This window comes from Sanguibacter sp. HDW7 (assembly GCF_011300875.1).
Lineage (GTDB): Bacteria > Actinomycetota > Actinomycetes > Actinomycetales > Cellulomonadaceae > Flavimobilis.
Map to the genome: position 1 here is coordinate 230,100 of NZ_CP049862.1, position 12,787 is coordinate 242,886.

The following is a 12,787-nucleotide window of genomic DNA, read 5'->3' on the forward strand; positions in this document are numbered from 1 at the left end:
CCATCCTTTCAGTTCTCGGGGTGTCTGTTGGGGCTGGTGCACACGGATCTTGTGCACCAGCCCCAACAGTCACCCGGCCCAGGGAATGTAGCCGGGACCGGATGGGCTGGCTCGGTCCGGAGCCGGCCCTGGGCCGGTCCGGACCGCCCGGTCAGGGCCCGATCCGACCCGGCCCGCGACGCTCAGAGCGAGATCGCCGGGTGCAGCCTGTCCACGGTCCACGTGCGCATCCGCCCCGACCGCCACGCGGTGACCGCGAGCGACGCGACGAGCGTCCCGCCGAGCACCGCGACCGCCAGCAGCAGCCGCCCGTCAGCGCCGCCCGTGATGAGCTGGCGCAGCCCGGTCACGGCGTAGCTCATGGGCAGCCACGGGTGGATCGCCTGGAAGAATTCGGCGGTGACGGGCACGGGGTACGTGCCGCCCGACGACGCGAGCTGCAGCATGAGGATCGCCAGCACGACGACCTTGCCCGTGGCGGGCCCGGCGAGCGCGATGATCGCCTGCTGCATCGCGATGAACGTCGCCGAGACGAGCAGCGTGAACGCGACGAGCCCGACGAGGTTGCTCGTGTGCATGCCGAGGCCGAGCTTGACGACGCCCAGCATGACGACGACCTGACCTGCGCCGATGAGCAGCGCGGGCCACAGCCCCGCCCACGCGATGCGCCCGCCGGAGACAGGTGCGGCGAGGGCGCGCGACGGCACGGGCCGCAGCAGCAGCCACGTGATGAGCGCCCCGACGAAGAGGGCCAGCGAGATGAAGAAGGGTGCGAAGCCCTCCCCGAAGCCCTCGGCCTGCGCGACGTCGGAGTCGGTGACGACGACGGGCGCCGCGATGACGTCGGCCCGCTGCGTGCGCAGAGCCGTGGAGTCGTCGGGGATCTGTGCGGTGCCGTCGGCGAGCCCGGAGGCGAGGATGCCCGCGCCGTCAGCGAGCTGCATCGTGCCGTCGGCCAACGCCGACGCCCCGGACGAGAGCGTCGTCGTTCCGGTCGCGAGCGCCGAGGCGCCGTCGGCCGCGGAGGCCGCGCCCGCAAGGAGCGTTCCGGTGCCGGCCTTGAGCGTCGTCGTACCGTCGGCGAGCGTGCCCGCCCCGGACCTGAGCGTGCCGGCGCCGGACGCGAGGTCGGCCGCACCCGTGTCGAGCCGAGCGAGCCCCTTCTCGAGGCTCGTCGTGCCCGCCGCGACCTGGGTGATGCCGTCGTGCAGCGTCGTCGTGCCCTGTGCGCCCGGGCGCAGCTGGGCGGCGAGCGCCTGCGCGCCGTCCGACGCGGTGCCGACCCCGTCGCTCAGCGCAGCAGCGCCGTCGGCGAGCGTGCGAGCGCCCGTGACGGCCGCGCCGAGCTGCTCCGTGAGCGCCGCGCCGTCGACGCCGCCGAGCTGTTCGAGCGACGCCTTGTCCTTCGCGAGGACCGCCTGGACGGTCGGGTTCGCACCGGTCGGGTCGAGCGCCACGAGCGTCGCGACGTTCGCCTGCAGCAGCCGGCCGAGGTCCGTGAGCGTCCCCGGCAGGGCCGTGAGCGTCGGGGCTGCGGCCTCGAGGCCGTCGGCCAGCGCGTCCGCGCCGTCCGCCACCTGCGTGGCTCCGGCGACGAGGCCTGCGTCCGCGGTGAAGCCCGACGCGAGCCTGTCCGCACCCTGCGACAGGGTCGCTGCGCCCTTCGCGAGCGAGCCCGCGCCCTGAGCGAGAGTCGTCGCACCCTCGTGCGCCTGCCCGACACCCGTCGCCAGCGTCGTCGCGCCCTGCGCGAGCGTCGCCGACCCGGCGCTGAGCGAGTGCGCGCCCTTGTCGAGCTTCGTCACGCCCGCGGCCGCGCTGCCTGCGCCGTCGCGCAGCTTGCCGAGGCCCGACGCGAGCGTGCCCGCACCGTCCGCGGCGCTCCGTGCACCGTCGGCAAGCTGCTGCGCGCCGTCGTCGACCTGGCCCACGGCCGTCCCCAGCCGGATCGCACCGTCCGACGCCGTCGCGAAGCCGTCACGCGCCGTGCCGAGCCCGACGAGCACCGTGTCGACCGCCTGCGAGCCGATCTCCTCCCGCACCGCCGTCTGCACCTGCTCCATCGCGGAGCGGCCGAGCGTCGTCGCGAGGAACGAGTTCGCGTCGTTGTACGTCACCGCGATGCTCGCGGCCTCCGGGTCGTCGCCCGCGACGTCCGCGATGCGCTGCGAGAAGTCCGCGGGGATCGTCACCGCGAAGTAGTAGTCGCCGCTCTCGACGCCGGCCTGCGCGGCTGCCGCGTCCGTGCGCTCCCAGCGCAGGTCGCCCGAGTCCGTGAGCCGGTCCGCGACCTGTCCGCCGGCGTCGAGACGCTCGCCGCCGACCGTGGCGCCCGCGTCCTCGACGACGAGCGCGACCGGCAGGTTGTCCATGCGCCCCATCGGGTCCCAGAACGCCCACAGGTACAGGGCGCCGTAGAGCAGCGGGATGAGCACGAGCGCGCCGAGCGCAAGCTTGGGCAGCGTGCCGCGGCGGAAGCGCCGCAGCTCCGTGCCCGTCGAGGTGAGGGAGATCATGCGAGGGGCTCCTCGTCGGTGGAGGCTGTGGCCGCGGCGTGCGCCGCGACCTTCTGCGGGGCGTCGTCCTCGCTGAGCTGCGGTCCTGTCGTGAGGCGCACGACGCGAGGCTCGACAGCCCACGTCATCGCGTCGACCTCGCCGACCGACGCGACCGACGCGACGACCGTGAGGCCCGCCGCTGACGTCGGGTGCGTCGTCGTGAGCGCCGCGAGGCGGTCCCAGACAATCTGGCGGCGCGCAGTGTCGTGCACCTGGTCGAGGTCGTCGACGACGAGCAGGTCCGGGCGCGCCGTGAGCGCGACGACGATGCGCAGGAGCATCGCGTCGACCTCGTCGAGGTCACTCACGAGGGTCGTGGCCGACGGCACCGGGCGCGGGCCGAAGGTCGGCGCGGCGAGCGTCCGCAGGCGGGCGTCGGTGACGCGCGGCGTCCGGGCGTACCAGGGCGCCTGCCAGGCGAGGCGCTCGCGGACGGTGTCGCCGACGGTGACCGACGGCTCGAGGTCGTCGATGCCCGTGAACCCGGCGATCGCGCTGAGGCGCTGGACGGCGCGGCGCTCTCGGGGCAGGTCGTGGCCGCCGACGGTGAGCTGGACGGTTGTGGCCGAGGGCTTCATGCGGCCCGCGAGAGTGAGGAGGAGGCTCGTGCGTCCAGAGCCCTGCGGGCCTTGGAGGACGACGAGGTCGCCCGCGGCGACGTGCATGTCGAGGGGGCCGTAGACGAGGCCGTGGGGGCCGTCGAGACGGAGCGCCTTGGCGAGGATCGCCGCGCGGGGCGTGGGGGAGGTGTCCATGGGTGCTTCTCCGGCGGGTCTGACCCGCGAGGTTCTTTGGACTGACTGGTCAGTACAAAAATAAGCACGCGACAGACGCGGCCGCAACGTGCGGCCGCGTCTGTCGCATCACACCACCGAACGCCCCGGGGCTCAGGCGACCTTCCGCGTCCAGGTGAGCCGCGGGTCCTGGTACTTCTTCCCGTAGGCGGACCACAGCTGCTTGGCGTTCTTCAGGCGCGAGCCGGAGCAGCTCTTGGTGTAGTAGTTGAACCGGGTCGACCCCGTCCGCGCGGTCGCCATGCAGTCCGCCTGCTGCTCCTGGGGGTCGGCCCGGCCCGCGGCGAAGGCCTTCTCCGTCCGCGCGACGCTCGCGTCGTACGCCTTCTGGCCCGCGCGGATCGGCCGCGCCTGGACGATGTGCGCGCACTCGTGCAGCGCCGTGTGCCGCAGCTCGGCGGCCCCGAGCCCCGAGCGCAGCTCGATCGTCGCGTTCCAGCTCCAGCGCTCGGTGCGGCCGTCCGACGTCCAGCGCCACGTCGTCCACGCCTGGCCGATCGTGTTGCCGCGCGTGACGCGCGGAGAGTTGATGTAGATCGGCGTCGAGGGGCAGTAGGCCTTCATGTAGGCGCGCGCCTTGGCGATGTACGCCGCGTGCTTCTTGGTGTCCGACTGGAAGATCTTGACGGTCGTCGAGATCCGCTGCGGGTTCGACCCGGACTTCGCGAGCACGACGCGATAGCTGCGGTAGCCCGCCTTCGCGGGCAGGGCGAGCTGGACGAGGGCCGACGATCCCGAGCGAGGAGCCGTCGTCGTCGACACGGTGCGCCACCTGCCCGCGTCGAGCCGCTGGAGGTGAACCTTCTGGCCGCGCGGCGCGTTGACGCGGATCTTCACCCGCTCGCGCTGCGTGGTCATCTGCAGGCTGCGCGCGCTCGGCTTCCCGAGCGTGGACCTGGTTGCGGCGGCGGCGCCGCCTGTGCTGCCGGACGTGGCGGCCGAGGCCGCGACGGTGGTGGTCGCCAGGGGCGCCGGTGGCGCCGACACCGAGACCGCGGCGGGCAGCAGGAGCGCGCCGGCCGCGAGAGCCGAGACGAGGGGTGATCGCAGGTGCATCGCAGTGCCTTTCGCTGAGGCTTTCACTGTAGGTTCGGCGGGTCGGACCCGCGCGCGGTCACGACGCCATGCGGAATACCGTGGGTGCCACGGCGTTGAACAAGCGTGAGCACCCAGCCCGCGGCCGCAGAGCCGCTGAAGATCGACATCTGGTCCGACATCGCCTGCCCCTGGTGCTACCTGGGCAAGCACCGGCTCGCCGCCGGGATCGAGGCCTTCGCCGCGACCGACGCCGCCGTGCCCGTCGAGATCGAGTATCACTCCTTCGAGCTCGCCCCCGACACCCCCGAGGACTTCGAGGGCTCCGAGATCGACTTCCTCTCCCACCACAAGGGCATGCCTGCCGCGAAGGTCGAGCAGATGCTCGGCCAGATGACCGAGATGGCGGCGTCCGAGGGCCTCACCATGGACTTCGCGCGCCTGCGCCACACCAAGACGCTCCGTGCGCACGAGCTGCTCCACGCGGCCAAGGCCGCGGGTCTCCAGCCCGAGATGCTCGAGCGTCTCTACGAGGCATACTTCGCGCAGGGCGAGCACGTCGCCGACGTCGACACGCTCGTGCGCCTCGCGACCGAGGTCGGGCTCGACGGCGACGACGTGCGCGCCGCGCTCGCGGACGAGCGTCACGCCGACGCCGTCGAGGCGGACATCGAGCAGGCCCGCGCCTTCGGCATCACGGGCGTGCCGTTCTTCGTCATCGATGGCCGCTACGGGATCTCCGGCGCGCAGCCGGGGGAGGCGTTCGCGCAGATCCTCGGCCAGATCGTCGCCGAGCGCGCGGCCGCCGACGCCTGAGAGACTGCGGCTCCGGATCAAGGAGGATTCATGACTGACGTTCGCAACGCCCCGCGGGGCTCCGAGAGCTCGCTGATGTTCGACGGCGTCGCGCCCGTCTCGGCGCCCACGCCCAAGGTCGACGCCGCGATGCTTGACGCGTACGCGGCGCCGCGCCCCGTCGCGCCGGTGTCCTCGGCGCTCTTCGTCGCGCCGGCTGCGCCCGCGTTCACGATGGTCGGCGACGCCGGTGAGGCGTGCGGGCCCGACGGCTGCGTGTGATCGTCGTCGGCGTCCGAGCGTCGGACGGGAGATCGTCGGGCGTGGTGTCGTCGGGCGTGCGAGTGCCGGACGCACGAGCGTCGGACGGGTTTACCTCGGGCCCCAGTCGTTGACGGGCTCACCGTCACGGTGACGGCTCACGGGGCCGGGCTGCGCGAGAGCGCGGCCCGGCCCCGTCGTCGTCCACGGGTTGTTGCTTCAATAGTTGACGCTTCAAGTAAATGGGTGCAGACTGGTGAGCAGCCCACCCGAGGAGCACCCATGAGCACCGCCACCCCGTCCGGTCCCGCCGCGAACGACCGCCTCGCGCACGCCGCAGGCGCCGCCCAGTCGGCCCTCGCCCCGGCCGACCGCCTCGCCGCCGCGACCCACATGGACGCCGTGACGCTCTACGTCCGCGACATCGACGCGATGACCGAGTTCTACGCGAAGGTCATCGGCCTGCAGGTCATGGACCGCACCGCCGTCGACGGCCGCGACGGCGTCGTCACCCTCGGCCGTGGCTCCGTGCCGCTCGTCGTCCTCCGCGAGGCCCGCGACCTGCCCGAGCGCCGCCCCGGAGAGGCCGGCCTCTTCCACACCGCGATCCTCTTCGCCGACCACGCGGGCGTCGCAGGCGCCCTCGCCCGCGTCGCCACGTACGCGCCCCAGCTCTACACGGGCGCGGGCGACCATCTCGTCTCCGAGGCCTTCTACCTCGACGACCCCGAGGGCAACGGCATCGAGCTCTACGTCGACCGCCCGCGTGAGCAGTGGGAGTGGACCCGCGGGCACGTGAAGATGGACACCCTCTACATCGACCCCAACGCGTTCCTCAGCGAGCACCTCACCGAGACCGCGCTCGAGAAGCCCGAGGACTCCGCCGCAACCCTCGGCCACGTCCACCTGCAGGTCGGCGACGTCCCGACCGCGCACCGCTTCTACGTCGACACCCTCGGCTTCGAGGCCACGGCGACCCTCGGCCCGTCGGCCCTCTTCGTCTCCGCCGGCGGCTACCACCACCACATGGCGATGAACACCTGGCGCTCGATGGGCGCCGGTCCGCGGCCCGTCCAGCTCGGGCTGGGCGAGGTGTCGATCCTCGTCCCCACGCGCGACGAGATCGGCGCGCTCACCGATCGGCTCGCCCACGGCGGTGTCGAGCACGCCGACGACGGCGCCGTCCTGCGCTTCTCGGACCCCTGGAACAACCGCATCGCCGTCACGGTCGGCTGATCGGGGCGCCCTCCGGGCGACCCGCGCGCGGCTACCCGCAAGTCTGTGCGCTACCCGCAAGTCTGAACTTGCGGGTAGCGCACAAACCCGCGGGTAGACGTCCCGCCGCCGCTCGGGAGCCGCGCACGCGCGGTTTTCAGGGCTACGCGCGAGTTCAAACCCGCGCGTAGCCCTGAGGGCCGCGTGCAGGCGGTCCGCTGGAGCCCTCCGGGCGGCACTCGCGCGGCTACCCGCAAAGCTGTGCGCTACCCGCAAGTCTGAACTTGCGGGTAGCGCACAAACTTGCGGGTAGACGGAGCGCCGCCGCCCGCGCTCAGGCGCGGAGCTGGCGGCCTGCTGCGATGCGCGTCGTCACGCGGCGTGCGCCCTTGTCCGCGACGAGCTTCGCCGCGGCGGCGGCAGCGCCCGCGACGGCCGCGAAGACGATGATCGAGACGACCGTCGAGTCGGTGTCGAGCGGGTTGCGCGGGGCGTCGTGCCCGGTCGCCCTCTTCCACGCGAACGACAGGCCCTTCTGGGCGACCCAGGCAGCGCCCGCGGACGCGCCGATGAGGATGACCTTCTCGAGCAGGGCTTCCTTGTTCTCGTCCGCCACCGGAACCTCCATGCAGGATCGTCGGTCTGCCGTCGTCGGCAGCCCTGTCCCACGCTATCGCCCCGCCCCGCCCTCCGTCCCCGCGACGGCCTATGATGGTGGGGATACGACAGGGGAGCGCTGCGGGAGACCGTGAGCGCTGAGAGTGCGGACCGCCGCAGACCCTCGAACCTGATCCGGTTAGCACCGGTGGAGGAAGTCGGGACATCTCACCACGTCGTCCGCCGCGGCCTGCCCGTACGGACGACGGGACCCCTCCTAGCACCACCAGGAGGAACGACGTTGCACAGCATCACCAGCACCACTCGCCGGACCCCGGTCCGGCTCGCGGCCCTCGCGCTCGCGTCGGCGACGCTGCTCGCGGCCTGCGCGTCCGACAGCGGCAGCACGACGCCGACGACGCCCGGCGCGACCGCGTCGACGAGCGCCGCCCCGGCGACGGGTCCCGTCACGCTCCTCACGCACAGCTCGTACGAGCTGAGCAAGGAGCAGATCGCGGACCTCAAGAAGAAGGGCCTCGACGTCAAGGTCGTGCAGGTCGGCGACGGCGGCACGCTCGTCAACCAGCTCATCCTCACGAAGGACGCGCCGCTCGGCGACGTCGTCTTCGGCATCGACAACACGTTCGCGTCGCGCGCGATCGACGCGGGCGTCTTCGAGCCCTACGCGTCCCCGGCGCTGCCGGAGGCCGCGGCCGCGCTCAAGGTGGCGGGCGGCGACGCCGTGACGCCGGTCGACCAGGGCGACGTCTGCATTAACGTCGACTCCGTGTGGTTCGAGAAGCACACGGACGTGCCGGTCCCGGCGACGCTCGACGACCTCACGAAGCCCGCCTACAAGGACCTCGTCGTCCTCACGAACCCGGCGACGTCGACCCCTGGCCTCAGCTTCCTCGCCGGCACGGTGACGCAGTACGGCGCGGACGGCTACCTCGACTACTGGGCACGGCTCAAGGCCAACGGCGTGCGCATCGCCGAGTCGTGGTCCGACGCCTACTACACGGACTTCACGAGCCAGGGTGAGAACGGCACCCGACCGATCGTCCTGTCGTACTCGTCGAGCCCTGCGTTCACGCTCACGGACGACGGCGGCACGACGACCGCGTCGCTGCCCGCGACGTGCACCCGTCAGGTCGAGTACGCGGGCGTCCTCGCGGGCGCGAAGAACCCTGCCGGGGCGCGCGCCGTCGTCGACTACCTGCTGAGCCCCGAGCTGCAGAAGACCCTCCCGGACGCCGCGTACATGTACCCGGTCGACCCGGACGTCGCGCTGCCCGAGGCCTTCCAGGAGCACGGCACGCTGTCCGAGAACCCGATCGCCGTCGATCCCGTCGTCGTCGCCCGCGATCGAGACACCTGGATCGCCGACTGGACCGACACGGTCCTCGGCTGATATCCCATGACCGCCCTGCGTCCCGCCCCCGGTGAGGTCCGTGTCCCCCGCACGGACCCCGCCGGTCCGCCTGCCGTCCCCGGCGTCGCTCCCCTGAAGCGTCGCGCGGGCACCGGCTGGGCGACGGCGGGGCGCAGGGCCTCCTACGCGCTCGCGGCCGCGGTGCCGCTCGCGTTCCTCGGCCTGTTCTTCGCGTGGCCCGTCGTCGCGATGCTCACGCGCGGACTCACGGATGCGGCGGGGGCGTTCGACCTCGCGGGCGTCGCCGACGTCCTCGCGAAGCCGCGCACGTGGCGGGTCGTCACGACGACGGTCGTCCAGGCGCTCGTCGGCACGGCCGTGGCCGTCGTCCTCGGCGTGCCCGGCGCGTACGTCCTCTACCGGCGCCGCTTCCCGGGGCGCACGCTCGTGCGCGGGCTCGTCACGGTGCCGTTCGTCCTGCCGAGCGTCGTCGTGGGCGTCGCTTTCCGGGCGCTGCTCGGGCCGGGCGGGCCGCTCGGCGGCCTCGGCCTCGACGGCACGTTCACGGCGATCGTCCTGGCGCTCGTGTTCTTCAACTACTCGGTCGTCGTGCGGACCGTCGGCGGCTTCTGGTCGCGGCTCGACCCGCGCGCCGAGGAGGCGGCCCGCGCTCTCGGCGCGAGCCCCGCCCGCGTCCTGCGGACGGTGACGCTGCCCGCGCTCGTGCCGGCGATCGCGAGCGCGGCTGCGCTCGTGTTCCTCTTCTGCACGACGGCGTTCGGCGTCGTCGTCGTCCTCGGCTCGCGTGCGCACGCGACGATCGAGACGGAGATCTACACGCGCACGACGCAGCTGCTCGACCTGCGCACGGCCGCGGTCCTCTCGATCCTCCAGATGGTCGTCGTCGCGCTCTCCCTGCTCGTCTCCGCGCGCGCCCGCGCCGCTCGCGAGCGCGCCCTGCCGCTGCACGCGGAGCCGCGCGGCGAGCGGCCGCTCACGTGGCGCTCGCGCACCGACGTGCTCGCTGTCGGGGTGACGGCCGTGGTCGTCGTCGTGCTGCTCGCGTGGCCGCTCGCGACGCTCGTCACCCGGTCGCTGCGCGACCGCGACGGAGCCTGGTCGCTCGACGCCTACCGGCGCCTCGCCGAAGCGGGGCCGGGCACGGGGCTGCCCGTCACCGTGTGGCAGGCGACGTTCACGTCGCTCACCACCGCGGCCGTCGCTGCGGCGCTCGCGGTGCTCGTGGGCGGGCTCGTCTCGTTCGTCGTCTCGCGGCGCCCGCGCTCGCGCGCCGGCCGACGCGGCCTCGCCGTGCTCGATGCCGTCGTCATGCTGCCCCTCGGGGTGTCGGCGGTCATCGTCGGCTTCGGGCTGCTCGTCACCATGACGCGGCCCGTGCTCGGCGTCGACCTGCGCACGACGGGCTGGCTCCTGCCGATCGCGCAGGCGCTGGTCGCCGTGCCCGTCGTCGTGCGGCTCCTCCTGCCGGTGCTGCGCGCCGTCGACCCGCGTCAGCACGAGGCCGCCGCGACGCTCGGAGCGCCGCCCGGGCGCGTCGTGCGGACGGTCGACCTGCCGCTCGTCGCGCGGCCGCTCGGGCTCGCCGTGGGCTTCGCGTTCGCCGCGTCGCTCGGCGAGTTCGGCGCGACGTCGTTCCTCGCGCGGCCCGACGCGCCGACGCTGCCCGTCATCATCGTGCGCCTGCTCGGGCGGCCCGGGACCGACAACTTCAGCACCGCGATGGCTGCGGCGACCGTGCTCGCCGTCGTCACGGCGGGCGTCATGCTCCTCGCGGAGCGCATGCGCGGCGACGCCGCAGGAGAGCTGTGAACGTGGACCTCACGAGGGAGAGCGACATGACGACGACGGCACCTTCCGCGGCCCGTCGCGACGCAGGCCCGGCCGCCGGCCCCGCTGCGGGTCTTGCCGTGCGGGACGTCGTCGTCACGTACGCGCCCGACGCCCGCGGCGCCACCGCCGTCCGCGCGGTCGACGGCGTGAGCCTCGAGGTCGCGCGCGGCGAGATCCTCGCTCTGCTCGGCCCGTCGGGCTGCGGCAAGTCGAGCCTCCTGCGCGCCGTCGCGGGCCTCGAGCCGCTCGCGGCCGGCGTCGTGACCTGGGACGACGACGATCTCGCGCGGACGCCTGTCCACGAGCGCGGGTTCGGCCTCATGTTCCAGGACGGCCAGCTCTTCGCGCACCGCGACGTCGCCGGTAACGTCGCCTACGGGCTCCAGGGACGGACCGTCGTCGACGGCCGCCGCACCCCCCGGCCCGGCCGCGCCGAGCGCGCCGACCGTGTCGCCGAGCTCCTCGACGTCGTCGGCCTCGCCGGCTATGGTCGTCGCGCCGTCTCGACCCTCTCGGGCGGCGAGCGTCAGCGCGTCGCCCTCGCCCGCTCGCTCGCACCCCGCCCGCGCCTGCTCCTGCTCGACGAGCCGCTCTCCGCGCTCGACCGCGAGCTGCGCGAGCGCCTCGCCGTCGACCTGCGCTCCGCGCTCCTCGCGACCGGCACGACCGCCGTCTTCGTCACGCACGACCAGGACGAGGCGTTCACTGTCGCCGATCGCGTCGCCGTCATGCGCGCCGGCCGCCTCGCGCAGGTCGGCAAGCCCGCGGAGCTGTGGGCCGCGCCCGCGTCGTGGGAGGTCGCGTCGTTCCTCGGGTACGAGGCGCAGATCGACGTCGACGGGCGTCGCGTGGCGCTCGCGCCGGGGGCGCTGCGGGTCGCCGAGGGCCCGTCCGGCACGTCGTCGGTTGCCACCCCCGACGCACGGTTGAGTGGCACCGTCCGCTCCACGCACGTGCGTCGCGGCGTCGTCGAGGCGACCGTCGACGTCACGGGCGTCGGCCAGGTCACCGTCGTCGTCGGACCCCACGAGCCCGCACCGGCGCCCGGCAGCGTGCTCGACCTGCGTCTCGACCCCGCGCGCACGGCGCCCCTGCCCGGCTGAGACCCGCGCCCGGGCGCGTCGGCCGGCTCCCGGCCGGGAGCCGACCGCCGCCCCGTCCGTCCGCCGACGGTCCTGCGCGCGGGCCCCGCCGATGCGGGAGGATGGACGTTCACCTCGACGACGGAGGACCCGTGACGCGTTTCCAGAAGGCCATCACCCCCGGCATGTCCGACGCCTACCTGCGCCTCGGCTACGACCGCGTCGCAGGCTTCGCGGTGCCCGTCGCCGACGTCGCCTGGGCGACGAGCCCCGCCGACCTCCACGCGGTGCACGCGCTCGGGTTCCCCGCGTCCCCCTTCTCGCCCGACGACGCGTTCGTCGACGTCCTGCGCTTCACGCCCGGCCCGCAGGTCCGCACGGCCGACGCCGTCGGCGGCACCGACGCCATGACCCGCGACATCAGGGGCGGCACGTTCATCGACCGCGCGCCGTTCACGGGCACGGGCTTCGCACCCGTCGACGGCCACCAGGTGCCCGTCACGTGGATCGTCCACTCGCGCGTCCCCGCCGGCTCCGAGCTCGTCCGCGTCCACGCCGACGGCACCGAGCAGGTGCTCGCCCGCTACGTCGACGTCGCACGATGCTGGGAGTCCGCCGACGCGACCGTCCACCACACGACGTTCCCCGGCGTCTCGCGCTTCGTCGGCGCGATGGCCGAGTGGAGGGCGACGCACCTCAACGCCGAGGTGCACGGCGACCGCGTCGTCCTCGTCTCCGAGGGGGAGCCGCACGCAGCCTTCGGCTTCGCGCAGGCCGCGTCCGGCCGCTGGTTCCGCGAGGTTCCGCGCGCCGACGTCGACAAGCTCTACGAGATCTTCCTCACCGGCCGTTGGCAGGGCGTCGAGGTGCGCGTCGTCGACCTCGGCATCGACGAGGGCGGCGACAGGCGCGCGACCATCAGCGCCGTCGGGCACGACGCCGACGCGGCCGAGGCCGCCGGCATGATCAAGGTCGACGCGGGCGTCTACGAGATGGTCGTCGACCCCGACGAGATCGTGGACCTCACGCCCTTCCAGCTCGTGCCGGCCGTCTGGGAGTAAGCAGGTCCGTGCTCCGCCCCTGAACCCTTGCGAGGCTGTCGAGGGTCCACGGGAAGAACACTCCTCGGACCCCCGCGGCGCCGCGCCCGCGCCCGTGGCAGGATCGGGGAGGCAGGAGCCGGCCCCGTTGCGCGGCTGCTCCGACGCCGCCGCGACCCGGTGCCCC

Annotated in this window: 11 protein-coding genes and 1 riboswitch; of the genes, 7 read left to right on the forward strand and 4 right to left on the reverse strand. The window is 73.7% G+C overall.

The window, feature by feature from the left end:
* Positions 1 to 182 precede the first annotated feature (182 nt).
* The 3 genes from G7063_RS00965 to G7063_RS00975 form a co-directional block, all read right to left on the reverse strand.
* Positions 183 to 2,516, reverse strand: a complete 2,334-nt coding sequence (locus G7063_RS00965; RefSeq protein WP_166412669.1) for a YhgE/Pip domain-containing protein — start codon at positions 2,514 to 2,516, stop codon at positions 183 to 185.
* Positions 2,513 to 3,313, reverse strand: coding sequence for an ATP-binding cassette domain-containing protein (locus G7063_RS00970; RefSeq protein ID WP_166412670.1), 801 nt, complete (start codon positions 3,311 to 3,313; stop codon positions 2,513 to 2,515). The genes G7063_RS00965 and G7063_RS00970 overlap by 4 nt, the downstream gene beginning before the upstream one ends.
* Before the next feature lie 132 nt (positions 3,314 to 3,445).
* Positions 3,446 to 4,408 (reverse strand): hypothetical protein, encoded by a 963-nt coding sequence (locus G7063_RS00975; RefSeq protein ID WP_166412671.1) that lies wholly within the window; start codon positions 4,406 to 4,408, stop codon positions 3,446 to 3,448.
* Between the two features lie 105 nt (positions 4,409 to 4,513).
* Here G7063_RS00975 and G7063_RS00980 point away from each other — a divergent pair, with 105 nt between their 5' ends.
* From G7063_RS00980 to G7063_RS00990, 3 genes are all read left to right on the forward strand, one after another.
* Positions 4,514 to 5,203 (forward strand): DsbA family protein, encoded by a 690-nt coding sequence (locus tag G7063_RS00980; RefSeq protein ID WP_166412672.1) that lies wholly within the window; start codon positions 4,514 to 4,516, stop codon positions 5,201 to 5,203.
* 30 nt (positions 5,204 to 5,233) lie between these two features.
* On the forward strand, positions 5,234 to 5,464 hold the full coding sequence (locus G7063_RS00985) for a hypothetical protein (RefSeq protein ID WP_166412673.1): 231 nt from the start codon (positions 5,234 to 5,236) through the stop codon (positions 5,462 to 5,464).
* Between the two features lie 261 nt (positions 5,465 to 5,725).
* Complete coding sequence (locus tag G7063_RS00990; RefSeq protein ID WP_370520728.1) at positions 5,726 to 6,679, forward strand: VOC family protein; 954 nt, start codon at positions 5,726 to 5,728, stop codon at positions 6,677 to 6,679.
* A gap of 313 nt (positions 6,680 to 6,992) precedes the next feature.
* On the opposite strand, the gene G7063_RS00995 is transcribed toward G7063_RS00990, so the two are convergent.
* Positions 6,993 to 7,286 (reverse strand): DUF4235 domain-containing protein, encoded by a 294-nt coding sequence (locus G7063_RS00995; protein WP_166412674.1) that lies wholly within the window; start codon positions 7,284 to 7,286, stop codon positions 6,993 to 6,995.
* A gap of 89 nt (positions 7,287 to 7,375) precedes the next feature.
* Positions 7,376 to 7,489: riboswitch (TPP riboswitch) on the forward strand.
* Between the two features lie 67 nt (positions 7,490 to 7,556).
* Here G7063_RS00995 and G7063_RS01000 point away from each other — a divergent pair.
* From G7063_RS01000 to G7063_RS01015, 4 genes are all read left to right on the forward strand, one after another.
* Positions 7,557 to 8,666: a thiamine ABC transporter substrate-binding protein gene (locus G7063_RS01000; RefSeq protein ID WP_240916147.1), complete on the forward strand. Its 1,110-nt coding sequence runs from the start codon at positions 7,557 to 7,559 to the stop codon at positions 8,664 to 8,666.
* Positions 8,667 to 8,672: 6 nt separating this feature from the next.
* Positions 8,673 to 10,457: an iron ABC transporter permease gene (locus G7063_RS01005; protein WP_166412675.1), complete on the forward strand. Its 1,785-nt coding sequence runs from the start codon at positions 8,673 to 8,675 to the stop codon at positions 10,455 to 10,457.
* 26 nt (positions 10,458 to 10,483) lie between these two features.
* On the forward strand, positions 10,484 to 11,581 hold the full coding sequence (locus tag G7063_RS01010) for an ABC transporter ATP-binding protein (RefSeq protein WP_166412676.1): 1,098 nt from the start codon (positions 10,484 to 10,486) through the stop codon (positions 11,579 to 11,581).
* A 131-nt stretch (positions 11,582 to 11,712) separates the two neighbouring features.
* Positions 11,713 to 12,621, forward strand: a complete 909-nt coding sequence (locus G7063_RS01015) for a hypothetical protein (RefSeq protein WP_166412677.1) — start codon at positions 11,713 to 11,715, stop codon at positions 12,619 to 12,621.
* The last annotated feature ends 166 nt before the right edge of the window (positions 12,622 to 12,787 follow it).

Excerpts from the sequence above, each read along its gene's own strand:
- G7063_RS00965 (WP_166412669.1), bottom strand. The coding sequence starts at position 2,516 with ATGATCTCCCTCACCTCGACGGGCACGGAGCTGCGGCGCTTCCGCCGC.
- G7063_RS00970 (WP_166412670.1), bottom strand. The coding sequence starts at position 3,313 with ATGGACACCTCCCCCACGCCCCGCGCGGCGATCCTCGCCAAGGCGCTC.
- G7063_RS00975 (WP_166412671.1), bottom strand. The coding sequence starts at position 4,408 with ATGCACCTGCGATCACCCCTCGTCTCGGCTCTCGCGGCCGGCGCGCTC.
- G7063_RS00985 (WP_166412673.1), top strand. The coding sequence starts at position 5,234 with ATGACTGACGTTCGCAACGCCCCGCGGGGCTCCGAGAGCTCGCTGATG.
- G7063_RS00990 (WP_370520728.1), top strand. The coding sequence starts at position 5,726 with ATGAGCACCGCCACCCCGTCCGGTCCCGCCGCGAACGACCGCCTCGCG.
- G7063_RS00995 (WP_166412674.1), bottom strand. The coding sequence starts at position 7,286 with ATGGAGGTTCCGGTGGCGGACGAGAACAAGGAAGCCCTGCTCGAGAAG.
- G7063_RS01005 (WP_166412675.1), top strand. The coding sequence starts at position 8,673 with ATGACCGCCCTGCGTCCCGCCCCCGGTGAGGTCCGTGTCCCCCGCACG.
- G7063_RS01010 (WP_166412676.1), top strand. The coding sequence starts at position 10,484 with ATGACGACGACGGCACCTTCCGCGGCCCGTCGCGACGCAGGCCCGGCC.